The organism is Pluralibacter sp. (assembly GCF_019237635.1).
GTDB lineage: Bacteria > Pseudomonadota > Gammaproteobacteria > Enterobacterales > Enterobacteriaceae > Enterobacter_B.
The window spans coordinates 56958-78746 of the sequence record NZ_JAFAGS010000072.1 but is presented as its reverse complement, the minus strand read 5'-3'; the positions used below and the strand labels follow the sequence as shown (position 1 = coordinate 78746).

The following is a 21789-nucleotide window of genomic DNA, read 5'->3' as shown; positions in this document are numbered from 1 at the left end:
GACATGTCACAAGATCCTTTCCAGGAACGCGAAGCAGAAAAATACGCGAATCCTATCCCGAGCCGGGAATTCATCCTCGATTATATTGCGAAACGTGAAAAACCGGTCAGCCGTGACGAGCTGGCCGTTGAGTTGAAGATTGAAGGCGAAGAACAGCAAGAAGCGCTGCGCCGTCGTCTGCGCGCCATGGAGCGCGATGGGCAACTGGTCTTCACCCGTCGCCAGTGCTATGCGCTGCCGGAACGTCTGGACCTGCTGAAAGGGACCGTTATCGGCCATCGCGACGGCTATGGTTTCCTGCGTGTGGAAGGCCGAAAAGACGACCTGTACCTGTCGTCTGAGCAGATGAAAATGTGTATTCATGGCGATCAGATCCTGGCGCAGCCGCTGGGCGCCGATCGCAAAGGCCGCCGCGAAGCGCGCGTAGTGCGCGTGCTGGTGCCAAAAACCAGCCAGATTGTCGGCCGCTACTTTACCGACGCTGGTGTGGGCTTTGTGGTGCCGGACGACAGCCGCCTGAGCTTTGATATCCTGATCCCGCCGGATGAAATCATGGGCGCGCGGATGGGCTTTGTGGTGGTGGTCGAGCTGACCCAGCGTCCGACCCGTCGCACCAAGGCTATCGGTAAAATCGTCGAAGTGCTTGGCGACAACATGGGGACCGGCATGGCCGTGGATATGGCGCTGCGTACCCACGAGATCCCTTATACCTGGCCGCCTGCGGTGGAAAAACAGGTCGTCGGTCTGAAAGAAGAAGTGCCGGAAGCGGCGAAAGTCGGGCGTGTGGATCTGCGCGACCTGCCGCTGGTGACCATTGATGGCGAAGACGCGCGCGACTTCGACGACGCGGTCTTCTGCGAGAAAAAACGCGGCGGCGGCTGGCGCCTGTGGGTGGCCATTGCCGACGTCAGCTACTACGTTCGTCCGCCGACCCCGCTGGACGCCGAGGCCCGCAACCGCGGCACCTCGGTGTACTTCCCTTCCCAGGTCGTGCCGATGCTGCCGGAAGTACTCTCTAACGGTCTGTGTTCGCTGAACCCGCAGGTTGACAGGCTGTGCATGGTCTGTGAGATGACCGTCTCCTCTAAAGGGCGTCTGACCGGTTACAAATTCTATGAAGCGGTGATGAGCTCCCATGCGCGTCTGACCTACACCAAAGTGTGGCATATGCTGCAGGGCGATCAGGAGCTGCGCGAGCAGTATGCGCCGCTGGTAAAACATATTGAAGAGCTGCACAACCTTTACAAAGTGCTGGATGCCGCACGCGCCGAGCGTGGCGGTATCTCCTTTGAAAGCGAAGAGGCGAAGTTTATCTTCAACGCCGAGCGCCGCATTGAGCGCATTGAGCAGACGCAGCGTAACGATGCACACAAGCTGATTGAAGAGTGCATGATCCTCGCCAACATCTCCGCCGCGCGTTTCATGGAGAAGGCGCAGGAGCCTGCGCTGTTCCGTATCCACGACAAACCGAGCACCGAAGCGATTACCGCGTTCCGCTCAGTGCTGTCCGAACTGGGACTGGAGCTGCCTGGCGGCAACAAGCCGGAGCCGCGTGATTACGCTGAGCTGCTCGACTCCATCGCCGATCGCCCGGATCACGAGATGCTGCAAACCATGCTGCTGCGCTCGATGAAGCAGGCGGTGTACGACCCGGAAAATCGCGGTCACTTCGGCCTGGCGCTGCAGTCGTACGCTCACTTTACCTCGCCGATTCGCCGCTATCCGGATCTGTCGCTGCACCGCGGCATCAAATATCTGCTGGCGAAAGAGCAGGGGCATAAAGGCAATTCAACCGAAACCGGCGGCTGGCACTACAGCATGGAAGAGATGCTGCAGCTTGGCGTGCATTGTTCGATGACCGAACGCCGCGCCGATGAAGCGACCCGCGAAGTGGCGGACTGGCTGAAGTGCGACTTTATGCAGGATCAGGTCGGGAACGTGTTCCCGGGCGTTATCTCCAGCGTCACTGGCTTTGGCTTCTTCGTGCGTCTTGATGACCTGTTTATCGACGGTCTGGTGCACGTTTCCAGCCTGGATAACGATTACTACCGCTTCGACCAGGTCGGTCAGCGTCTGATTGGCGAATCGGGCGGCCAGACCTACCGTCTTGGCGACCGGGTCGAAGTTCGCGTGGAGGCGGTGAACATGGACGAGCGTAAAATCGACTTCGCGCTTATCTCCAGCGAGCGCGGCCCGCGTAACGTGGGCAAAACCGCCCGCGATAAAGCGAAGAAGACCGGCGGCAGCAAACCGGCGGGCAAACCGCGTCGTCAGGTAGGCAAAAAGGTGAATTTCGAACCGGATAGCGCCTTCCGCAGCGAAAAGGGCAAGGCTAAGGCGAAGAAAGAGAAAAAAGCCAAAAAGCCGTCGGCAAAAACGCTTAAAATCGCCGCGGCGACCAAAGCGAAGCGCGCAGCGAAGAAAAACGTCGCCGGGTAATTTGACCCCTCCCTCTCACCCCTTCAGGGAGAGGGGGAGGGGGAATACATCACAGAGTGAATAACGAGTACACCCATGAGTGAAATGATTTACGGCATCCACGCGGTGCAGGCACTGCTGGAACGCGCCCCTGAGCGCTTTCAGGAAGTTTTTATTCTGAAAGGCCGCGAAGACAAGCGCCTGCTGCCGCTTATCCATGCGTTAGAAGCGCAGGGCGTGGTTATCCAGGTGGCAAGCCGTCAGTATCTCGATGAGAAAAGCGAAGGCGCGGTGCATCAGGGGATTATTGCGCGCGTGAAGCCAGGCCGTCAGTATCAGGAAAACGATCTGCCCGATCTTCTCGCCCAGATTGACAATCCGTTCCTGCTGATCCTCGACGGTGTCACCGATCCTCATAACCTGGGAGCCTGCCTGCGTAGCGCCGATGCGGCCGGGGTGCATGCGGTTATCGTACCAAAAGATCGTTCCGCTCAGCTCAACGCCACGGCGAAGAAAGTGGCCTGCGGCGCCGCTGAGAACGTACCGCTGATTCGCGTGACCAATCTGGCGCGCACTATGCGTCTGCTGCAGGAAGAAAATGTCTGGATCGTCGGCACCGCCGGTGAAGCCGACCATACCCTGTATCAGAGCAAAATGACGGGGCGTCTGGCGCTGGTGATGGGCGCGGAAGGCGAAGGCATGCGCCGCCTGACTCGTGAGCACTGCGACGAACTGATCAGCATTCCGATGGCGGGCAGCGTCTCGTCGCTGAATGTCTCCGTCGCGACCGGCATCTGCCTGTTTGAGGCTGTACGCCAGCGCGGCTAACTGCGCATCCGGCGGCGTTCTGTCGCCGGACGTTTCCCCCCACCGTGCGGCTGCGCGTTTTTGTGACGTTTTCGCGGGCGGTGTTCTGTTCGGGTGACCATACTTAGTGGCAACGCCATTGAAGGAGGGACACCCATGCACTGGCACACTCATACCGTCTTCAACCAGCCAGCTCCGCTGAATAACAGCAACCTTTTCCTTTCCGACTGCGCCCTGCGCGAGGCCGTCGCGCGCGAAGGCGCCGGGTGGGATATCGATCTGCTGGCCAGCATCGGTCAGCAACTGGGCACCGCCGAGTCGCTTGAACTGGGGCGGTTGGCGAACGCCAATCCGCCGGAGCTGTTACGCTACGATCCGTCCGGGGAGAGGATCGATGACGTGCGTTTCCATCCTGCCTGGCATCTGCTGATGCAGGGGCTGTGCGCAAACCGGGTGCACAATCTTGCCTGGGAGGAGGACGCCCGCGAGGGTTCGTTCGTCGCGCGGGCGGCGCGCTTTGTGCTGCATGCCCAGGTGGAGGCGGGGACGTTGTGCCCGATAACCATGACCTTTGCCGCCACGCCGCTGTTGCTGACGCACCTTCCCGCCGCCTTTGCCGACTGGCGCGCGCCACTGCGAAGCGATCGTTACGACACCCATCTGGCGCCGGGAGGCCAGAAGCGGGGGCTGCTGATCGGCATGGGGATGACCGAAAAGCAGGGCGGCTCTGACGTACTCAGTAATACCACCCGCGCGGAGAAACAGAGCGACGGCACGTATCGGCTGGTCGGGCATAAGTGGTTTTTCTCGGTGCCGCAGAGCGACGCGCACCTGGTGCTGGCGCAGGCTAAAGGTGGTCTCTCCTGTTTCTTCCTCCCCCGTTTTCTGCCTGACGGGCAGCGCAACGCGGTGCGTCTGGAGCGGCTTAAAGACAAACTGGGCAACCGGTCCAATGCCAGCAGCGAGGCGGAGTTTTTCGATGCCACAGGCTGGCTTGTGGGAGAAGAGGGCGAAGGCGTGCGGCAGATCCTCAAAATGGGCGGATTAACCCGTTTTGACTGCGCGCTGGGCAGCCATGGCCTGATGCGTCGCGCTTTGTCCGTGGCGCTGTATCACGCGCACCAGCGGCAGGTGTTCGGCAAAAGTCTGGTCGATCAGCCGCTGATGCGCCAGGTGCTAAGCCGCATGGCGCTCCAGCTGGAAGGGCAAACCGCATTTCTGTTCCGTCTGGCCCGGGCGTGGGATAGCCGTGCCGCCGCCGAAGACGCTTTGTGGGCACGCTTGTTTACCCCTGCGGCCAAATTTGCGCTGTGCAAAGCCGGAATTCCGTTCGTGGCCGAAGCCATGGAGGTGCTGGGCGGTATCGGTTATTGCGAAGATAACGAGCTGCCGCGACTGTACCGCGAAATGCCGGTGAACAGCATCTGGGAGGGTTCCGGGAACATCATGTGTCTTGATGTGCTGCGCGTTCTGACCAGGCAGCCCGGCGCACTGGAGTTGCTTCACGCAATGTGCAGTGAAGTCAAAGGACAGGACCGACATTTCGACAGAGCGTGGCGCCAGCTTCAGCAGCGTCTGCGTAAGCCGCTGGAGGCCGAAGGGCGAGAGATTGCCCGGCAGATTTACCTGCTTGGCTGCGGCGCGCAAATGCTCACACAAGCGTCGCCGCCGGTGGCGCAGGCATGGTGCCGGATGATGCTGGATACACGCGGCGGCTCGCTGATAAGTCCGCAGGTGCAGGAGGATGTGCTGATTCGCGCCACGGGCGGCGCCGGGTAATCATGCGACGGGCAGCGCCAGGATAGGCTGCCCGTTCGGTCAGGCGTAAAGAATAGCCTGTACGCGCCAGTTGTCAGGGCGCTGGTCTTCGTACATCTGAATAATGCGATACCAGGAAGCACCCTGCTCATCGGCTTTCTGGGCGATCGCCTGCTCAACATCCTGTTGGCTACCGGCAATATTGTTCACGGAAATTTGACCAATTTCATTAAGTCCGGTGACGCAATCAGCACTGGCGAATTCCGCAGACTGCGCCGAGGTGTTGGCCATCAGAGGGGATAAGGCAAAGGTATTTTTCATCGTCGTCAGCTCCATTTCACGTTACCCAGGGCAAATCCATTGCAGACGTTCATCCTTTCAAAGCAGCAGAACGTCATTGTGCACCAGGAAACGTGAATGACTGAAAAGCAATGTAAAGCTGTTGAATAAATGATCGTTTTAAGGCTTACGATACATTATCGCTTGTGAATACCATTGCCCGGGAACGACGCTGTCATCAATCATGATGATGACGTAGTAGTCGGCTTTTGCGGCGACGACTTTTTCTTTAATGGCGCTTTCGGCATCCATTGGTGAGCCATATACCATCGCGCTGACGGTACCGATACGTTGCAGCCCTTCCGTCTGGTTGCGACGGATTTCCTGCGGGTGATTCGTCACCGGCGGCGGTGCCTCGGGTGTACCTTCAAGCACGCTGCACCCGCTCAGTAATACCACCAGTAATAAAGACGCTAACCGTCGCATAGCCATATCCCGTTTCCTGATACTTATTAGTGTAGTGACTAATTAATTTGCCTTTAGGGGGAATGTTCCCAATCTGTTAGCTCTGACGCGATTTTCGAATGAAAATCTCCAGAAAGCGTAATCCACCTCTCAACATTAGCAGGCGCCTGCGCACAGATAAACTTGCATGCCCCATTGCCGCATGGCATATCAGCATAAAAGAAGGAGAGCGTAAATGATTGAACTTGAAGTGCGAAACCTTGCTGGCGGTGAAGTTCTCCATGCCTGCCCGCGCAGTGCGGCCGATGCGCCGCTGCCGTGCGTGGTGTTTTATCATGGTTTTACGTCGTCGAAATGGGTGTACAGCTATTTCGCCGTTGCCCTGGCCCACGCCGGGTTTCGCGTCATTATGCCCGATGCCGACAGCCACGGGGCGCGCTATGACGGCGATGAAAAACAGCGCCTACAGCGCTTCTGGCCGATCCTGCTTAATAGCGTTGAGGAATTTTCCGCGCTGCGGGAGGCGATACGCCAGCAAGGCTGGCTGGCGGAAGAGCGTCTGGCGGTGGCGGGCGCGTCAATGGGCGCCATGGCGGCGCTTGGGATCGCGGCGCACTACCCGGAGGTGGCCTGCGCCGCCAGCCTGATGGGGTCGGGCTACTTCACCACGCTGTCGCACACCCTGTTTCCGTCCCCAGGGTTCCCGACCGCGCGCCTTGCTGGCTGGGACATTGCGCCGCGCCTTCCCGCCCTCGCCAGCCGTCCGCTGATGCTCTGGCACGGTGAAGATGACGATATCGTTCCGGCGGGAGAGTCGTTCCGTTTACAACAGGCGCTACGGCAGGCGGGGCTGGATAACAACCTGACGTGCCACTGGCAGGCGGGCGTACGTCACCGCATTACGCCGGAAGCGCTGGACTGCACCGTGGCGTTTTTTAACGCGCACCTTTAAACCAGCAGAATCTCAACGCCCTGAGCCTGAAGCTGCTTTAGGATCTCCGGATTCGCTTCTTTACCGGTGATTACCATATCTATCTCATCGGCGCGGCTGAACAGCATACCGGCGCGCTCGCCGACTTTGCTGCTGTCGACCAGTGCGACCAGCTTGCCGACGCCGTTAAGCATTTTCTGCTCGGCCATCGCGGTGAGCATGTCGGTTTTATACAGTCCATCGGCGGTCAGTCCTTTGCCGCTGGTGAACATCCAGTGCCCGGCATACAGGGTATTGTCGCTGCCCTGCGGGCTCAGCGTGATCGCCTGGCTTTTGTTGTACTGCCCGCCCATGATGATCACGCTGTCGTGCTCCTGTTCAATCAGGTAGTTCGCCAGCGGCAGGTAGTTCGTGATGATTTGTACCGGTTTACCGCACATTTCACGGCCCAGCAGGAAGGCGGTAGAGCCGCAGTTAATCACCACGCTTTCACTGGGGCTGACCAGCTGTGAGGCAGCTCTGGCGATACGGACTTTCTCATCATGGTTCAGCGCCTGATGAATGTTCATCGGCGTCCAGCGCGGGCGCTGTTGGCTGACGGCTTCTGCGCCGTTACGCACTTTCTTCAGCTTGCCGATAGTGTCGAGTTTGTTGATATCCCGCCGCGCGGTGGCCGGTGAAATCCCCAGCCTGTCGATGACCTGTTCCACCGTGACAAAGCCAGACTGGGTCAACTGTTCGAGGATAATTTGGTGTCTTTGTGCTTCCGTCATGAGCTATTCCGGTGATTCGTGATTTTTGTTGATGATATTTGAAATAGCCTGAAATTACTAAGCTAAAGTCGTCTTTCTCCCCCGACACGCCGCGTTCAAGAGGCGCGCCGGGAGGGAGACGATCAGAGGAAAGATTTGAACGGCAGATCAGGCTCAATGGTAAAGCAATCGTCAAACCCACGTGGATAGTGGTACTCAAAATTGTCTTTATCCAATGGCCAGGTGAATTTGCCGCCAACCTGCCAGATAAACGGTTTGAAGCCATACTTCAGGCGGTCTTTTTTCATCTCCCACAGGACGCGAATTTCCTGCGGGTCGGCCTGGAAGTTTGACCAGATGTCGTGATGGAACGGAATCACCACTTTCGCATTCAGCGACTCCGCCATCCGCAGGATGTCGGCGCTGGTCATTTTGTCGGTGATGCCGCGCGGATTTTCGCCGTAGGAGCCTAGCGCCACGTCGATATGGTGCTCGTTGCCATGCTTTGCGTAGTAGTTGGAGTAGTGGGAATCGCCGCTGTGATACAGCGTACCGCCCGGGGTTTTGAACAGGTAGTTGACGGCGCGTTCGTCCATACCGTCCGGCAGCACGCCCGCGGCTTTCTGGTCAGCCGGGAGGGTGATAAGCGCGGTGCGGTCGAAGGCGTCCAGCGCGTGGATTTCGATATCCTTCACTTTGACGACATCGCCCGGTTTCACCACGATGCAGCGCGCTTTCGGCACGCCCCAGCCAATCCACAGGTCAACGCAGGTCTGCGGCCCGATAAACGGCACATCGTCAGCGCAGTTCTGCATCACCGCCGCCGCGACGTTAACGTCGATGTGATCGTTATGATCGTGGGTGGAGAGCACCGCGTCTATCTGACGAATGGCGAACGGATCGAGCACAAACGGCGTGGTGCGCAGATTCGGCTGCAGTTTTTCAACCCCCGCCATGCGCTGCATCTGGTGGCCTTTTTTCATCAACGGGTTGCCGTGACTCTGCTTGCCGGTGCCGCACCAGAAATCCACGCACAGGTTGGCATTCCCTTCTGATTTCAGCCAAATCCCCGTACAGCCCAGCCACCACATGGCGAATGTGCCTGGCGCAACGCACTCCTGCGCGATTTCTTCATTCAGCCAACTGCCCCATTCCGGGAATGTGCTGAGGATCCATGACTCACGGGTGATGCTGTTCACTTTACTCATTGCGGCGACCTCTTTTGTCATAAATAATCATTTTGTGATTCGTTATGATTAATCCTGACACCGTTACACGGTTAATGCAACCACTCGTTTTGCGCTCTTGTGCGGATAAGTCATGCAGCTTGTATGTTCTTGTAACGAGGTGAGTATTTATTTAATTCATTAATTTTCAATATGTTGTGTGTGTTTGTGTCAATAATTTGCAAAGATCGTTAATTCCATATGAAGACAAGGGGGATAATTTGCGGGCGGGCTCACATTTAATCAAATTCAATCTTGTTGTGATTGTTTGTGATTATTAGAGTGGGCGACACAACATGTGCTGAGCATTCAGGTTCAGCGTCGCCAACTGACGGAGCGCATTATGGAGATCCTCTACAACATCTTTACCGTGTTCTTTAACCAGGTCATGACCAATGCCCCGCTGTTGTTGGGGATCGTGACGTGCCTGGGCTATATCCTGTTACGAAAAAACGTCAGCGTAATCATCAAAGGGACGATTAAAACCATTATCGGTTTTATGCTCCTGCAGGCGGGTTCCGGCATTCTCACCAGCACTTTTAAACCGGTGGTTGCGAAAATGTCGGAAGTGTACGGCATCAACGGCGCTATCTCGGATACCTACGCGTCGATGATGGCGACGATCGAACGCATGGGCGAGGCCTACAGCTGGGTGGGATATGCGGTGCTGCTGGCGCTGGCGCTGAACATTATTTATGTGCTGCTGCGGCGAATCACCGGCATTCGCACCATCATGCTGACCGGCCACATCATGTTCCAGCAGGCCGGGCTTATCGCCGTGTTCTTTTACATCTTCGGCTACCCGATGTGGACGACCATTCTGTGCACCGCGGTGCTGGTGTCGCTGTACTGGGGCATCACCTCCAACATGATGTACAAACCGACTCAGGATGTGACGGACGGCTGCGGTTTCTCCATCGGACACCAACAGCAGTTCGCCTCCTGGATCGCGTATAAAGTCGCGCCTTATCTGGGGAAAAAAGAGGAGAGCGTTGAAGACCTTAAGCTGCCGGGCTGGCTCAATATCTTCCATGACAATATCGTCTCGACGGCGATCGTGATGACCATTTTCTTCGGCGCCATTCTGCTCTCCTTCGGTATTGATACCGTGCAGGCGATGGCCGGTAAAACCCACTGGACTATCTACATTCTGCAAACCGGCTTCCAGTTCGCGGTGGCGATTTTCATCATCACTCAGGGCGTGCGCATGTTCGTCGCCGAGCTGTCAGAAGCCTTCAACGGCATTTCCCAGCGCCTGATCCCCGGCGCCGTGCTGGCTATCGACTGTGCGGCTATCTATAGCTTCGCGCCGAACGCAGTGGTCTGGGGTTTCATGTGGGGCACCATCGGCCAACTTATTGCAGTGGGCATTCTGGTGGGCGTCGGTTCCTCCATCCTTATCATTCCGGGCTTTATCCCGATGTTCTTCTCTAACGCCACCATCGGCGTCTTCGCCAACCACTTCGGCGGCTGGCGCGCGGCGCTCAAAATTTGCCTGGTGATGGGCATGATTGAGATTTTCGGCTGTGTATGGGCGGTCAAGCTGACCGGCATGAGCGCCTGGATGGGGATGGCGGACTGGTCAATTCTGGCGCCGCCGATGATGCAGGGCTTCGCCTCCATCGGTCTGGCCTTTATGACCGTCATTATTTTGATTTCACTGGCTTACATGTTCTTCGCCAGCCGTACGCTGCGGGCTGAAGAAGATGCTGAAAAACAACTGGCAGAAACCTCTGCTCAATAAGGAGTTCCGATTATGACCGTACGTATCCTGGCTGTGTGTGGCAATGGGCAAGGTAGCTCCATGATCATGAAGATGAAAGTGGACCAGTTTTTAACCCAGTCAAACATTGACCACACGGTGAACAGTTGCGCGGTGGGGGAATACAAAAGTGAGTTGAACGGCGCGGACATCATCATCGCCTCTACCCATATCGCCGGCGAAATTAGCGTTTCAGGCAACAAATATGTGGTCGGCGTGCGCAACATGCTGTCGCCCGCTGATTTTGGCCCAAAACTGCTGGAAGTGATCAAAGAGCACTTCCCACAAGATGTGAAGTAAGGACGCCCTATGAAACTTCGTGATTCGCTGGCAGACAATCACTCCATCCTTTTGCAGGCCGAAGCCAGCTCCTGGCAGGACGCGGTGAAGCTGAGTGTGGATCTGCTGGTCAAGGCTGACGTTGTCGAGCCACGTTACTACCAGGCCATTCTCGATGGCGTTGCGCAGCACGGCCCCTATTTCGTGATTGCGCCGGGCCTTGCGATGCCGCATGGCCGCCCGGAAGAGGGCGTGAAGAAAACGGGTTTTGCGCTGGTGACGTTGAAAACGCCGCTGGTGTTTAACCACGAAGATAACGACCCGGTCGATATCCTGATCACTATGGCGGCTGTCGATGCCAACACCCACCAGGAGGTGGGGATCATGCAGATAGTCAACCTGTTTGACGATGAAGCCAACTTTGATCGTTTACGCGCCTGCCGCACCGAGCAGGAAGTGCTGGATTTAATTGATAACGCCACTGCGGCGGCACTCTGAGAAGGAATTAAACATGTCATTACCCATGTTGCAGGTCGCACTGGATAACCAGACGCTGTCCCACGCTTATGAAACCACCCGACTGATTGCCGAAGAAGTCGACATCATCGAAGTCGGCACCATTCTGTGCGTGGGCGAAGGCGTACGCGCGGTGCGCGATCTGAAAGCGCTGTACCCGCATAAAATCGTGCTGGCGGACGCCAAAATCGCCGATGCGGGCAAGATACTCTCCCGTATGTGTTTTGAAGCGAACGCCGACTGGGTCACGGTCATCTGCTGTGCGGATATCAACACCGCCAAAGGCGCGCTGGATGTGGCGAAAGAGTTTAACGGCGATGTGCAGATCGAGCTGACCGGCTTCTGGACCTGGGAGCAGGCGCAGGAATGGCGCGATGCCGGAATCCAGCAGGTAGTGTACCACCGCAGCCGCGACGCGCAGGCCGCAGGCGTGGCCTGGGGTGATGCGGATATCAGCGCGATCACGCGTCTGGCGGATATGGGCTTTAAAGTCACCGTCACCGGCGGGCTGGCGCTGGAGGATCTGCCGCTGTTCAAGGGCATTCCGATTCACGTGTTTATCGCCGGTCGCAGCATTCGCGATGCGGCCTCTCCGGTTGAAGCGGCGCGTCAGTTTAAGCGTTCCATCGCCCAACTGTGGGGCTAAGGAGCGGTTATGCTGTCAAAACAGTTCCCGCTCGGCATCTACGAAAAAGCGCTCCCCGCCGGGGAGTGCTGGCTGGAGCGGCTGCGGCTGGCGCAATCGCTGGGCTTTGACTTCGTTGAGATGTCCATTGATGAAACCGACGAGCGCCTCTCGCGCCTTGACTGGAGCCGGGAGCAGCGTCTGGCGTTAGTGAGCGCTATCGCCGGGACCGGCGTACGTGTGCCATCTATGTGCCTGAGCGCGCATCGTCGTTTCCCGCTCGGCAGCGAAGATGACGCCGTTCGCGCGCAGGGGCTGGAGATCATGCGTAAAGCGATTCAGTTTGCCCAGGATATTGGTATTCGCGTTATTCAGCTGGCGGGTTACGACGTCTACTATCAGGAAGCCAACGACCAGACGCGCCGCCGCTTTCGCGACGGGCTGAAAGCGAGCGTCGAGATGGCGAGCCGGGCGCAGGTAACGCTGGCGATGGAGATCATGGACTATCCGTTAATGAACTCGATCAGCAAGGCCCTGGGTTACGCGCACTACCTGAATAACCCCTGGTTCCAGCTCTACCCGGATATCGGCAACCTGTCGGCCTGGGACAACGACGTGCAGATGGAGCTGCAGGCGGGTATCGGGCATATCGTGGCGGTGCATGTGAAAGACACCCGTCCTGGCGTTTTCAAAAACGTCCCGTTCGGCACCGGGGTGGTGGATTTCGAGCAGTGTTTCCGCACGCTTAAACAGAGCGGTTATTGCGGACCTTATCTGATTGAAATGTGGAGCGAAACGGCGGATAACCCGGCGCAGGAAGTCGCCAGCGCGCGCGACTGGGTGCTTGCCCGGATGGCCGCTGCGGGCTTAGTGGAGGCGGCATAATGCGTGAGCTTAAACAGCAGGTGTTTGACGCCAATATGGCTTTGCCGCGCCACGGGCTGGTGACCTTCACCTGGGGCAACGTCAGCGCTATTGACCGTCCGCGCGGGTGGGTGGTCATCAAACCCAGCGGCGTGGCCTATGAAACCCTGCAGGCGGAAGACATGGTAGTGGTGGATATGGAGGGGCGGGTGGTGGACGGGAAGTGGCGTCCCTCCTCGGATACCGCCACGCACCTGGCGCTTTACCGGCGGTATCCGACGCTTGGCGGCGTCGTGCATACCCACTCCACGCACGCGACCGCGTGGGCGCAGGCCGGTCTGGCTATCCCGGCGCTCGGCACGACGCATGCGGACTACTTCTTTGGCGATATTCCCTGTACGCGGGCATTGAGCGAAGAAGAAGTGCAGGGCGAGTACGAGCTCAACACCGGTAAGGTCATCATCGAAACGCTGGGCGAACGCGAACCGCTGCATACGCCCGGGATCGTGGTGTATCAGCACGGGCCGTTTGCCTGGGGGAAAGATGCCCATGATGCGGTACACAATGCCGTCGTCATGGAGGAGGTGGCGCGTATGGCGTGGATCGCTCGCGGAATTAATCCGCAGCTTCATGCTATCGACAGTTATCTGATGCATAAGCACTTTATGCGCAAGCACGGGCCTGACGCCTACTACGGGCAGAAATGATAAGCGCTCCGGAACCGACATTCATCGTGGGGATGTGCTGGTCAGGTTCCGGAGCCTTACTCTTGCCTGCGGGCGAAAAAAAGCCCCCGTTCAGGGGGCAAAATACAATGATGGTAATGTTTTTAATGGGTGTTCCTGGTGCTAGCGGTAAACGTCAGCGCTGGCGTGGATAACGCCATTACTGCCGGGTTCGTGTATCAATATCGGGTGAAAGAATTTGGCGCCTCTGGCGTCGCTCTCTTCACTCAGGGCCTGAACGGCTTCGCTTTCGGTGGCGATGTTATGATTGATGTAAATAACGCCTAAGCTTCGCACATCGTCCATGTTTTGGGCCTGACGACCGTCTATTTTGATGGCTGCCATCGCGTTTGTGCTGAGCAAAACCGCAGCCATGACGGCAATTGCGATGTTTTTCATGATGATTACTCCACTACAGCCTGCTACGTTGAGGGGGCTCCTTCTGAAGTCAGATAAGGTCTGATTTAAGTGTAATCGCTCCAGTCCGATCGATTCGCGACCATTTCTGATGCAGTTGTTCAAAAAAATCGCGTTTCCTTCATGACTTAATTTTAAGTCGCCGATTTTGTGCGGTTTTGCGCTTTGTGCGAATTTTTTGCGCAATGGCCTTGAGTTTCCTGTGGGGCGCAAGTAGAATGACGCGTCAATTTTTCAGCCGCCTTTTAACCACGTTCCTTGCCTCCCCGGGCCGCGGCTGACCCAGACAGGAGGCTGAATAATCCGTAAGGAGCAATTCGATGCGTCATTACGAAATCGTTTTTATGGTCCATCCTGACCAGAGCGAACAGGTTCCGGGTATGATCGAGCGCTACACTGGTGCAATCACTGCAGCAGAAGGCAAGATCCACCGTCTGGAAGACTGGGGCCGCCGTCAGCTGGCTTACCCGATCAACAAACTGCACAAAGCGCACTACGTTCTGCTGAACGTTGAAGCGCCGCAGGAAGTTATCGATGAGCTGGAAACTAACTTCCGCTTCAACGATGCCGTTATCCGTAGCATGGTAATGCGTACTAAGCACGCTGTTACCGAAGCATCTCCGATGGTTAAAGCGAAAGACGAGCGCCGTGAGCGTCGCGATGATTTCGCAAACGAAACCGCAGATGATGCTGATGCTGGGGATTCTGAAGAGTAATCACTGATGGCCAACCGTCTGGTGTTATCCGGCACCGTGTGCAGGATGCCCCTTCGAAAGGTCAGCCCATCAGGAATTCCTCACTGCCAGTTCGTGCTTGAGCACCGTTCGATGCAGGAGGAAGCCGGTTTTCACCGGCAGGCGTGGTGCCAAATGCCCGTCATAATCAGCGGACATGAGAACCAGGCCATTACTCACAGTATAACGGTCGGCTCGCAGGTTACCGTTCATGGCTTTATCAGCTGCCACAAGGCGCGAAATGGCCTGAGCAAAATGGTACTGCATGCCGAGCAGATTGAATTGATAGATTCTGGAGACTAGCCAAATGGCACGTTATTTCCGTCGTCGCAAGTTCTGCCGTTTCACCGCGGAAGGCGTTGTTGAGATTGATTACAAAGACATCGCAACGTTGAAAAACTACATTACCGAAAGCGGTAAAATTGTCCCGAGCCGTATCACCGGTACTCGTGCAAAATACCAGCGTCAGCTGGCTCGCTGCATCAAGCGCGCTCGCTACCTGTCCCTGCTGCCGTATACCGATCGTCATCAGTAATCGGCCGCTGTCTATTAACGACTTAAAGAGGATAAGGTAATGCAAGTTATTCTGCTTGATAAAGTAGCAAACCTGGGTAGCCTGGGTGATCAGGTTAACGTTAAAGCGGGCTACGCTCGTAACTTCCTGGTTCCGCAGGGTAAAGCTGTTCCGGCTACCAAGAAAAACGTTGAGTTTTTCGAAGCACGTCGCGCTGAACTGGAAGCCAAACTGGCTGACGTTCTGGCCGCTGCTAACGCTCGCGCTGAGTCAATCAACGCACTGGGCACCGTTACCATCGCGTCCAAATCTGGCGACGAAGGTAAACTGTTCGGTTCCATCGGTACTCGCGACATCGCTGATGCAGTTACTGCTGCTGGCGTTGCTGTTGCCAAGAGCGAAGTTCGCCTGCCGAACGGCGTTCTGCGTACCACCGGTGAGCACGAAGTGGACTTCCAGGTTCACAGCGAAGTATTCGCGAAACTGGTTGTAAACGTTGTTGCTGAGTAAGTAATTACTCGTCATCACGTCGAAGCGCCGGCCTTGTGCCGGCGTTTTGCTTTTTAGCGCCATTCTTCCCCGGCTTTTCTGCTTGTATGATAGCTATTCGTCGCCCATTTCCGGATAATGAAATAAAACGTGATTTTATTTTCTGGTGAACACAATGGAGATGGTGACTTCAGCACCGCTTTTTACGCGCAGGAAGGTCGTCTACGCGGGGGCGACACTGTGCTGCCTGCTGTGGGGCAGTTCGTATCCGGCCATTAAAAATGGCTATGAACTTTTCCATATCGCAACCGACGATATTGCGTCGAAAATCATTTTTGCCGGCTACCGCTTTTTGTTTGCCGGGCTTCTGCTGCTGCTTTTTGCGCTCGCGCAGCGTAAACCGATTGCGCGGTTAAGCCGTCATCAGTTCGGTCAACTGGCGCTGCTTGGCGCTACGCAGACCTCAATTCAGTACGCCATTTTCTATATCGGCCTTGCCTTTACCACCGGGGTTAAGGGATCGATCATGAACGCCACCGGGACCTTCTTCAGCGTGCTGCTGGCGCACTTTATCTACCAGAATGACAAGCTGAGCTACAACAAAACGCTGGGCTGCATTCTCGGCTTTGCCGGCGTCATGCTGGTGAACTTCAACCATTCGTTGATGGATTTCTCCTTTGTCTGGTTGGGCGACGGGTTCGTGGTGCTGGCGGCGTTTATTCTCTCTGCCGCCACCCTGTACGGTAAGCGTATCTCCCAGACCGTCGACCCCACGGTGATGACTGGCTGGCAGCTGGGCATTGGCGGCGCGGTGCTGGTGGCGGGCGGCTATCTTGGCGGCGGCACTCTCGCGTTTGATAGCGTGACGGCGATGGCGGTGCTGGGATACCTGACTCTGCTGTCATCGGTGGCGTTCGCCCTCTGGAGCACGCTGCTCAAATACAATCGCGTCAGCATGATTGCGCCGTTTAACTTTGTGATCCCGGTGGCCGGGACCGTGCTCTCCAGCATCTTCCTGGGGGAGAACATTCTCGAATGGAAGTATGCCATCGCGCTGGTGCTGGTGTGTTCAGGGATCTGGTGGGTGAATAAGTCGGGGCGAAAGGCCCGTTGAGGCGAGCGGCCCCGGCAGCACTGCGCGGCCGGGGTGCGGGTTATCGCGCGCGGATAAAACTGCCGTCGGTCTGGCGGGTGAACAGCACCTGCTGACCGTTGCCGGTATCAATCGTCAGGCCGGTGACTACGCCATTAGCGTTCTGGCGAATCTGCACTCTCTGGCCTGCCTGCAGGTTGCTGAGCGGCTTGCCCGCGCCTTCCACCTGCGACATGGAATAGACGTCGGTCGGCGGCAGGTTATGGTCGCGGAACAGCTGCGCCATCGTTTTACCCGGCTCAACGCGATAGGAGCGCCACTGCTGCTCTGCGCCAGGCGCCGATGACTGGCGCTGCGGCTGCTGAGTCACTGGCTGGCTTTGCTCCTGATCGGCGGGCTGCTCATCCTGCAGCGGCTCGGGCGCGACGGGCGCGACCTGATCGGGATCGTTAACCGGCGGGGTGGAGGCGTGAGGCGGCAGCGGAACGGCCTGCGGCGTTGAAGATTGCAGCTGAGACTGCGATTGCAGATCGAGCTGCGCGTTACGGCTGACCGGCGGGGCGGAGCTGTTATCCGCAGCGGGGAGCAGGAAGCCGATAATCACCAGTACGGCGCCGGCAATGATGCCGCGGCGGTGCATGGGCGGTAGCGGGTCCATGATGCGAAAATGATCCGGGGCGTGCCAGATCTTCGCCAGGGTAGGTTTCAGTTCAAAGCGCCCGGGCATGGCTTTCCTCCTGCTCCGCATAATTTTTTTGTCCTGTACCATCCGCTTCTAGTATAGATGGCTAACGTTCTGATGTACGTAGCAAAGCCCACTTTCGTGACATCAAAATCAGAAAATGCCGACATCCCTATTGTTTCTGTTTCCCTGCGATTTGTCATCCTCCCTGCGACAAAGTTTTACCCGACGCGATCGGGCTGCTATGCTGCCCGCTGATTTACATCCGATGAAAGGAAAGAGCATGGCAACCCCGACGTTTGACACCATTGAAGCTCAGGCCAGTTACGGTATCGGCCTCCAGGTAGGACAACAACTCAGCGAATCCGGTCTGGAAGGCCTGCTGCCAGAAGCACTGGTTGCCGGTATTGCCGACGCGCTGGAAGGCAAAAAGCCGCAGGTGCCGGTAGATGTCGTACACCGCGCGCTGCGCGAGATCCACGAACGTGCCGATGCGGTACGTCGTGAGCGTTTTGAGGCAATGGCCTCGGAAGGCGTGAAGTATCTGGAAGAAAACCGTGAGAAAGAGGGTGTCAACAGCACGGAGTCCGGCCTGCAGTTCCGCGTCATCACTCAGGGCGACGGTGCTATCCCGGCGCGTACCGACCATGTCCGCGTACACTACACCGGCAAGCTGATTGACGGCACCGTGTTCGACAGTTCCGTCGCGCGCGGCGAACCGGCTGAGTTCCCGGTTAACGGCGTGATCGCTGGCTGGATTGAAGCGCTGACTCTGATGCCGGTGGGTTCCAAATGGGAACTGACCATTCCGCATAACCTCGCGTATGGCGAGCGTGGCGCCGGTGCCTCCATCCCGCCGTTCAGCACCCTGGTTTTCGACGTTGAGCTGCTCGAAATCCTGTAATTTGGCTGAATCCTCTCCCGGAGACGGGAGAGGATGAAAAAATCAGCGTAAAACCCTTAGTTTTGAAAACAATTACTATTTTATCTTGCAAAAGCGCACGGCCAGTGTATTTTTGTGAGCTAATTCGCGCTATCAGAGTGATATAACACTCATTTTAAACAATAAATTAACATTATATTCATTTCATAGTATTCATCCCGCCGATTCTTACCTAATATCGATGCATCCTTATACAAGGATCATGACCAAAAGGCCGCAGAGCCCGCACAACACAACGCAACAGGAACAACAGGAAGAAATCACATGGTAGATCAGGTCAAAGTCGCTGCCGCAGAAGAGGCAACGACCGAACACTCGCTACGGCGAAACCTCACCAACCGTCATATTCAGCTTATTGCCATTGGGGGCGCGATTGGTACCGGGCTGTTTATGGGGTCGGGGAAAACCATCAGCCTTGCCGGGCCGTCGATCATTTTCGTCTATATGATCATCGGCTTCATGCTCTTTTTCGTGATGCGTGCAATGGGCGAATTGCTGCTCTCGAACCTCGAATATAAGTCGTTTAGCGACTTCGCCTCCGACCTGTTAGGCCCGTGGGCGGGGTATTTCACCGGCTGGACCTACTGGTTTTGCTGGGTGGTTACCGGCATGGCCGATGTGGTCGCCATTACCGCCTATGCGCAGTTCTGGTTCCCCGGTCTTTCCGATTGGGTCGCGTCGCTGGCGGTGGTCGTTCTGCTGCTGAGCCTGAACCTCGCCACCGTCAAAATGTTCGGTGAGATGGAGTTCTGGTTTGCGATGATCAAAATCGTCGCCATCGTTGGTCTTATCGTCGTCGGCCTGGTGATGGTGATGATGCACTTTAAATCGCCAACCGGTGTTGAAGCTTCTTTCACCCATCTGTGGAATGACGGCGGCTGGTTCCCGAAAGGCCTCAGCGGTTTCTTTGCCGGGTTCCAGATAGCGGTCTTCGCCTTTGTGGGCATTGAGCTGGTCGGCACCACCGCGGCGGAAACCAAAGATCCGGAGAAGTCGCTGCCGCGCGCGATTAACTCGATCCCGATTCGTATCATTATGTTCTACGTTTTCGCGCTGATTGTGATTATGTCTGTGACGCCGTGGAACTCGGTCGTTCCGACCAAGAGCCCGTTCGTTGAGCTGTTCGTGCTGGTCGGCCTGCCAGCGGCCGCCAGCCTGATTAACTTTGTGGTGCTGACGTCGGCGGCCTCTTCGGCCAACAGCGGCGTGTTCTCCACTAGCCGTATGCTGTTCGGTCTGGCGCAGGAAGGTGTGGCGCCGAGGGCGTTTGCGAAGCTGTCTAAGCGCGCGGTACCGGCGAAAGGGCTGACTTTCTCCTGTATCTGTCTGTTGGGCGGTGTGGTGATGCTCTACGTGAACCCGAGCGTGATCGGCGCATTCACCATGATCACCACCGTATCGGCGATTTTGTTCATGTTCGTCTGGACAATTATTCTGTGCTCCTACCTGGCGTACCGCAAAAACCGTCCGCACCTGCATGAAAAATCCGCCTACAAGATGCCGTGGGGCAAGCTGATGTGCTGGGTCTGCATGGCGTTCTTTGTGTTCGTGTTGGTCCTGCTGACGCTGGAAGAAGATACCCGTCAGGCGCTGATCGTCACGCCGCTGTGGTTCATCGCGTTGGGTCTGGGTTGGCTGTTTATCGGCAAGAAACGCATGGCCGGTATGCGCGAATAAAAAAAGGCCGCATAGTGCGGCCCAAACACGGACTTCCAGTAGGGCGCTCTCGGGCGCCTTATTTATTCGCCTGCGAGGGCACGCGGGAACAAAACGTTGTTCTCCAGGCTGATGTGTTCCATCAGGTCGTCAATCAGCTCGTTAATTCCGTTATACATCGCTTTCCAGGTGGTACAGGCTTCCGGCGGCGGCGTCACGCCGTGGGTGATGTGCTTAATGACCTCCAGCAGTTCGCCCGCTTCGTCATGCTCGCTTTCCATCACGCTGATGGGACCCATTGCCTGACTGCCCATGCCCTGTTTGATCATCGGGAAGAGGATCTGCTCTTCTTTCATCATGTGGCTGGAGAGCTCCTGATTCAGCATCGTCAGATATTTAGTCAGGCCCTTCGGCACGTTCGGTTTATCCGCGTGAACGCGCTCGACTTTCGTCGCCTGCAGGATGAGCTCCGGTAACTGCTCGCGGTGGCGGTCGTGGTAGCGCGCCACGATGTGGTCGATAATGTCTGCAAGCGGCGTCGTGCGCCACTCTTTCTCTACCGGCTGCTCAGCAAGTTGTGCCAGTTCGGCTTCAATCACCGCGACGTCCAGCTCTTTACGCGCCGCCGCACGCTCCAGCGTCTGCTTACCGCCGCAGCAGTAGTCCATATCGTACTTACGAAACAGCGCAGAGGCGCGGGGGATCGAGAGCGCCAGTTCGCCCAGGGGTTGGTCACGGTAGGCCATCGCAGTTACCTCGTCATTAAAAATATAATATGCATTTTAAATGCATCTTTAAGGTAAAGGAATACCCCTTTGGGATATCAGGCGTTTTATTTCACCGTATCGCGCTCCAGCCCCTGCAGGCGGGGCGGTTGCGGTTTGGCGCGAACCGCCATCACGACGCCCGCGACCAGCAGCGCAATCCCGCTGAGGGTCAGCAGCGGCGGCAGGTTCTGGCGCAGCAGGAAGGTGTAAAGCAGCCCTGCCAGGGTTTCAAAAACGATAAGCGGGCCAACGATCACCGTCGGCAGGCGCTGGCTGGCAATGTTCCAGCACAGCGTGCCGACCCATGAACAACACACGGCGATGGTGAGCATTAGCGCGATAAATACCTCGGGGCGAGGGCCGAAGGGCAAAGGAAAGGCGTCGTGACGGGTGTCGAGCCACACGCAGGCGGCGATATAGCCAAGCAGAGAAACGGGAAGCGTCACCAGCGCCTGCGCCGTTGCCCACATCATGGGGTGTTTATCCGGTTTTTCCCGCAGCCAGCGGGCGTTGTGCAGCGCATACCAGGCCCAGCAGATCACCGAAACCAGCGCCAGCCCGATGCCGCTGCCGTAGCGCCACCCGCTGAACCCTGGCTGCGTGTGACGCAGTTCGGCGATATTGACGCACAGCAGACCCATCGCGATACATGCCAGCGCGGGCGCCATTCGCGACCACGGCAGCTTGCCGTCGCGCTGGCTGTAGAGCAGGTTGGCGAAAACGGGGATCACCACCGGTAATGTGCCGATGATCATCGTCGATACCGGCGCTCCCGCCCGCTGAATCGCGCTGGCGAGACACACGTAGTAGATAAGATTGCCGAACAGGGTCAACGACAGCGCGGTGCGCCAGTCGCGTGCGCGCAGCTGTTTGAGGCGCGCGCGGCCAAGCCATGCCAGCGGAAGCGCAATCAGGCCCAGCGCCAGATAGCGCCCCATCGACTGCAACACGGCCGGGTATTCCGGCACGATAAGCGGCCCGACAAAAATTAATCCCCACATCAACCCCGCCAGCAGGGCATACAGCACGCCACTCATCATGTTCTGCACCTTTTTAATAAACAGACGCAGTGTAGAAAGTGGGCCGG

25 protein-coding genes are annotated in these 21789 nt (G+C 57.1%); 17 read left to right on the top strand and 8 right to left on the bottom strand.

Going from position 1 to position 21789, the window contains the following annotated elements:
- Positions 1-3 precede the first annotated feature (3 nt).
- The 3 genes from rnr (at position 4) to JO226_RS08715 (ending at position 5004) form a co-directional block, all read left to right on the top strand.
- Complete coding sequence (rnr, locus tag JO226_RS08725; protein WP_293547447.1) at positions 4-2439, top strand: ribonuclease R; 2436 nt, start codon at positions 4-6, stop codon at positions 2437-2439.
- Between the two features lie 75 nt (positions 2440-2514).
- On the top strand, positions 2515-3246 hold the full coding sequence (gene rlmB, locus JO226_RS08720) for a 23S rRNA (guanosine(2251)-2'-O)-methyltransferase RlmB (RefSeq protein WP_293547444.1): 732 nt from the start codon (positions 2515-2517) through the stop codon (positions 3244-3246).
- A 135-nt stretch (positions 3247-3381) separates the two neighbouring features.
- The gene (locus JO226_RS08715) at positions 3382-5004 is read left to right on the top strand and encodes an isovaleryl-CoA dehydrogenase (RefSeq protein WP_293547441.1); all 1623 of its coding nucleotides are present in this window, start codon (positions 3382-3384) and stop codon (positions 5002-5004) included.
- Between the two features lie 39 nt (positions 5005-5043).
- Here the strand turns inward: JO226_RS08715 and yjfN are convergent, their stop codons facing one another.
- Both yjfN and bsmA read right to left on the bottom strand, forming a co-directional pair.
- Positions 5044-5304, bottom strand: a complete 261-nt coding sequence (yjfN, locus tag JO226_RS08710; RefSeq protein ID WP_293547439.1) for a DUF1471 family protease activator YjfN — start codon at positions 5302-5304, stop codon at positions 5044-5046.
- A gap of 138 nt (positions 5305-5442) precedes the next feature.
- A complete protein-coding gene (gene bsmA / locus JO226_RS08705; RefSeq protein ID WP_293547436.1) occupies positions 5443-5754 on the bottom strand; it encodes a biofilm peroxide resistance protein BsmA in 312 nt (103 codons plus the stop codon).
- A 208-nt stretch (positions 5755-5962) separates the two neighbouring features.
- Between bsmA and yjfP the strand changes: the two genes are divergently transcribed.
- Positions 5963-6679: an esterase gene (gene yjfP, locus JO226_RS08700; RefSeq protein WP_293547434.1), complete on the top strand. Its 717-nt coding sequence runs from the start codon at positions 5963-5965 to the stop codon at positions 6677-6679.
- On the opposite strand, the gene ulaR is transcribed toward yjfP, so the two are convergent.
- Positions 6676-7431, bottom strand: coding sequence for an HTH-type transcriptional regulator UlaR (gene ulaR, locus JO226_RS08695; RefSeq protein WP_293547431.1), 756 nt, complete (start codon positions 7429-7431; stop codon positions 6676-6678). The genes yjfP and ulaR overlap by 4 nt on opposite strands.
- A 122-nt stretch (positions 7432-7553) precedes the next feature.
- Positions 7554-8618 carry an L-ascorbate 6-phosphate lactonase gene (gene ulaG, locus JO226_RS08690; RefSeq protein WP_293547519.1) on the bottom strand — a complete coding sequence of 355 codons (1065 nt, stop codon included), beginning with the start codon at positions 8616-8618 and terminating at the stop codon, positions 7554-7556.
- 361 nt (positions 8619-8979) lie between these two features.
- Between ulaG and ulaA the strand changes: the two genes are divergently transcribed.
- From ulaA to JO226_RS08660, 6 genes are read left to right on the top strand one after another with little or no spacing between them, the layout of a single operon-like run.
- Complete coding sequence (gene ulaA, locus JO226_RS08685) at positions 8980-10380, top strand: PTS ascorbate transporter subunit IIC (RefSeq protein ID WP_293547516.1); 1401 nt, start codon at positions 8980-8982, stop codon at positions 10378-10380.
- A 12-nt stretch (positions 10381-10392) separates the two neighbouring features.
- Positions 10393-10698 (top strand): PTS ascorbate transporter subunit IIB, encoded by a 306-nt coding sequence (gene ulaB / locus JO226_RS08680; RefSeq protein ID WP_003856022.1) that lies wholly within the window; start codon positions 10393-10395, stop codon positions 10696-10698.
- A gap of 9 nt (positions 10699-10707) precedes the next feature.
- Complete coding sequence (gene ulaC, locus JO226_RS08675; RefSeq protein ID WP_293547400.1) at positions 10708-11175, top strand: PTS ascorbate transporter subunit IIA; 468 nt, start codon at positions 10708-10710, stop codon at positions 11173-11175.
- A gap of 13 nt (positions 11176-11188) precedes the next feature.
- Complete coding sequence (gene ulaD, locus JO226_RS08670; protein ID WP_293547397.1) at positions 11189-11839, top strand: 3-keto-L-gulonate-6-phosphate decarboxylase UlaD; 651 nt, start codon at positions 11189-11191, stop codon at positions 11837-11839.
- Between the two features lie 9 nt (positions 11840-11848).
- Complete coding sequence (locus JO226_RS08665; protein ID WP_293547395.1) at positions 11849-12703, top strand: L-ribulose-5-phosphate 3-epimerase; 855 nt, start codon at positions 11849-11851, stop codon at positions 12701-12703.
- A complete protein-coding gene (locus tag JO226_RS08660) occupies positions 12703-13389 on the top strand; it encodes an L-ribulose-5-phosphate 4-epimerase (protein ID WP_293547392.1) in 687 nt (228 codons plus the stop codon). Before JO226_RS08665 ends, JO226_RS08660 begins: the two co-directional genes overlap by 1 nt.
- 141 nt (positions 13390-13530) lie before the next feature.
- Here the strand turns inward: JO226_RS08660 and JO226_RS08655 are convergent, their stop codons facing one another.
- Positions 13531-13806 carry a DUF1471 domain-containing protein gene (locus tag JO226_RS08655; protein ID WP_293547513.1) on the bottom strand — a complete coding sequence of 92 codons (276 nt, stop codon included), beginning with the start codon at positions 13804-13806 and terminating at the stop codon, positions 13531-13533.
- Positions 13807-14144: 338 nt separating this feature from the next.
- On the opposite strand from JO226_RS08655, the gene rpsF reads away from it, so the two are divergent.
- The 5 genes from rpsF (at position 14145) to JO226_RS08630 (ending at position 16675) form a co-directional block, all read left to right on the top strand.
- Complete coding sequence (gene rpsF, locus JO226_RS08650; protein ID WP_293547389.1) at positions 14145-14540, top strand: 30S ribosomal protein S6; 396 nt, start codon at positions 14145-14147, stop codon at positions 14538-14540.
- Positions 14541-14546: 6 nt separating this feature from the next.
- Positions 14547-14861 (top strand): primosomal replication protein N, encoded by a 315-nt coding sequence (gene priB / locus JO226_RS08645; protein WP_293547387.1) that lies wholly within the window; start codon positions 14547-14549, stop codon positions 14859-14861.
- Positions 14862-14865: 4 nt separating this feature from the next.
- Positions 14866-15093, top strand: coding sequence for a 30S ribosomal protein S18 (rpsR, locus tag JO226_RS08640; protein ID WP_002210155.1), 228 nt, complete (start codon positions 14866-14868; stop codon positions 15091-15093).
- A 39-nt stretch (positions 15094-15132) separates the two neighbouring features.
- The gene (rplI, locus tag JO226_RS08635; protein ID WP_293547383.1) at positions 15133-15582 is read left to right on the top strand and encodes a 50S ribosomal protein L9; all 450 of its coding nucleotides are present in this window, start codon (positions 15133-15135) and stop codon (positions 15580-15582) included.
- Positions 15583-15736: 154 nt separating this feature from the next.
- Positions 15737-16675, top strand: coding sequence for a DMT family transporter (locus JO226_RS08630; protein ID WP_293547381.1), 939 nt, complete (start codon positions 15737-15739; stop codon positions 16673-16675).
- 40 nt (positions 16676-16715) lie between these two features.
- Here the strand turns inward: JO226_RS08630 and JO226_RS08625 are convergent, their stop codons facing one another.
- A complete protein-coding gene (locus JO226_RS08625; RefSeq protein WP_293547378.1) occupies positions 16716-17381 on the bottom strand; it encodes a LysM-like peptidoglycan-binding domain-containing protein in 666 nt (221 codons plus the stop codon).
- A 238-nt stretch (positions 17382-17619) separates the two neighbouring features.
- Between JO226_RS08625 and fklB the strand changes: the two genes are divergently transcribed.
- Together fklB and cycA are read left to right on the top strand one after the other, a co-directional pair.
- Positions 17620-18240 carry an FKBP-type peptidyl-prolyl cis-trans isomerase gene (gene fklB, locus JO226_RS08620; RefSeq protein ID WP_293547375.1) on the top strand — a complete coding sequence of 207 codons (621 nt, stop codon included), beginning with the start codon at positions 17620-17622 and terminating at the stop codon, positions 18238-18240.
- A gap of 303 nt (positions 18241-18543) precedes the next feature.
- Positions 18544-19956 carry a D-serine/D-alanine/glycine transporter gene (gene cycA / locus JO226_RS08615; RefSeq protein ID WP_293547372.1) on the top strand — a complete coding sequence of 471 codons (1413 nt, stop codon included), beginning with the start codon at positions 18544-18546 and terminating at the stop codon, positions 19954-19956.
- A gap of 62 nt (positions 19957-20018) precedes the next feature.
- Here the strand turns inward: cycA and ytfE are convergent, their stop codons facing one another.
- Both ytfE and JO226_RS08605 read right to left on the bottom strand, forming a co-directional pair.
- Positions 20019-20681: an iron-sulfur cluster repair protein YtfE gene (gene ytfE, locus JO226_RS08610; RefSeq protein ID WP_293547370.1), complete on the bottom strand. Its 663-nt coding sequence runs from the start codon at positions 20679-20681 to the stop codon at positions 20019-20021.
- An 86-nt stretch (positions 20682-20767) separates the two neighbouring features.
- Positions 20768-21742 (bottom strand): DMT family transporter, encoded by a 975-nt coding sequence (locus JO226_RS08605; protein WP_293547367.1) that lies wholly within the window; start codon positions 21740-21742, stop codon positions 20768-20770.
- Between the last annotated feature and the right edge of the window lie 47 nt (positions 21743-21789).

Bases quoted from the DNA above. Each gene is read 5' to 3' on its own strand.
- rnr (WP_293547447.1), top strand. From the start codon at position 4: ATGTCACAAGATCCTTTCCAGGAACGCGAAGCAGAAAAATACGCGAAT.
- rlmB (WP_293547444.1), top strand. From the start codon at position 2,515: ATGAGTGAAATGATTTACGGCATCCACGCGGTGCAGGCACTGCTGGAA.
- JO226_RS08715 (WP_293547441.1), top strand. From the start codon at position 3,382: ATGCACTGGCACACTCATACCGTCTTCAACCAGCCAGCTCCGCTGAAT.
- yjfN (WP_293547439.1), bottom strand. From the start codon at position 5,304: ATGAAAAATACCTTTGCCTTATCCCCTCTGATGGCCAACACCTCGGCG.
- bsmA (WP_293547436.1), bottom strand. From the start codon at position 5,754: ATGGCTATGCGACGGTTAGCGTCTTTATTACTGGTGGTATTACTGAGC.
- yjfP (WP_293547434.1), top strand. From the start codon at position 5,963: ATGATTGAACTTGAAGTGCGAAACCTTGCTGGCGGTGAAGTTCTCCAT.
- ulaR (WP_293547431.1), bottom strand. From the start codon at position 7,431: ATGACGGAAGCACAAAGACACCAAATTATCCTCGAACAGTTGACCCAG.
- ulaG (WP_293547519.1), bottom strand. From the start codon at position 8,618: ATGAGTAAAGTGAACAGCATCACCCGTGAGTCATGGATCCTCAGCACA.
- ulaA (WP_293547516.1), top strand. From the start codon at position 8,980: ATGGAGATCCTCTACAACATCTTTACCGTGTTCTTTAACCAGGTCATG.
- ulaB (WP_003856022.1), top strand. From the start codon at position 10,393: ATGACCGTACGTATCCTGGCTGTGTGTGGCAATGGGCAAGGTAGCTCC.
- ulaC (WP_293547400.1), top strand. From the start codon at position 10,708: ATGAAACTTCGTGATTCGCTGGCAGACAATCACTCCATCCTTTTGCAG.
- ulaD (WP_293547397.1), top strand. From the start codon at position 11,189: ATGTCATTACCCATGTTGCAGGTCGCACTGGATAACCAGACGCTGTCC.
- JO226_RS08665 (WP_293547395.1), top strand. From the start codon at position 11,849: ATGCTGTCAAAACAGTTCCCGCTCGGCATCTACGAAAAAGCGCTCCCC.
- JO226_RS08660 (WP_293547392.1), top strand. From the start codon at position 12,703: ATGCGTGAGCTTAAACAGCAGGTGTTTGACGCCAATATGGCTTTGCCG.
- JO226_RS08655 (WP_293547513.1), bottom strand. From the start codon at position 13,806: ATGAAAAACATCGCAATTGCCGTCATGGCTGCGGTTTTGCTCAGCACA.
- rpsF (WP_293547389.1), top strand. From the start codon at position 14,145: ATGCGTCATTACGAAATCGTTTTTATGGTCCATCCTGACCAGAGCGAA.
- priB (WP_293547387.1), top strand. From the start codon at position 14,547: ATGGCCAACCGTCTGGTGTTATCCGGCACCGTGTGCAGGATGCCCCTT.
- rpsR (WP_002210155.1), top strand. From the start codon at position 14,866: ATGGCACGTTATTTCCGTCGTCGCAAGTTCTGCCGTTTCACCGCGGAA.
- rplI (WP_293547383.1), top strand. From the start codon at position 15,133: ATGCAAGTTATTCTGCTTGATAAAGTAGCAAACCTGGGTAGCCTGGGT.
- JO226_RS08630 (WP_293547381.1), top strand. From the start codon at position 15,737: ATGGAGATGGTGACTTCAGCACCGCTTTTTACGCGCAGGAAGGTCGTC.
- JO226_RS08625 (WP_293547378.1), bottom strand. From the start codon at position 17,381: ATGCCCGGGCGCTTTGAACTGAAACCTACCCTGGCGAAGATCTGGCAC.
- fklB (WP_293547375.1), top strand. From the start codon at position 17,620: ATGGCAACCCCGACGTTTGACACCATTGAAGCTCAGGCCAGTTACGGT.
- cycA (WP_293547372.1), top strand. From the start codon at position 18,544: ATGGTAGATCAGGTCAAAGTCGCTGCCGCAGAAGAGGCAACGACCGAA.
- ytfE (WP_293547370.1), bottom strand. From the start codon at position 20,681: ATGGCCTACCGTGACCAACCCCTGGGCGAACTGGCGCTCTCGATCCCC.
- JO226_RS08605 (WP_293547367.1), bottom strand. From the start codon at position 21,742: ATGATGAGTGGCGTGCTGTATGCCCTGCTGGCGGGGTTGATGTGGGGA.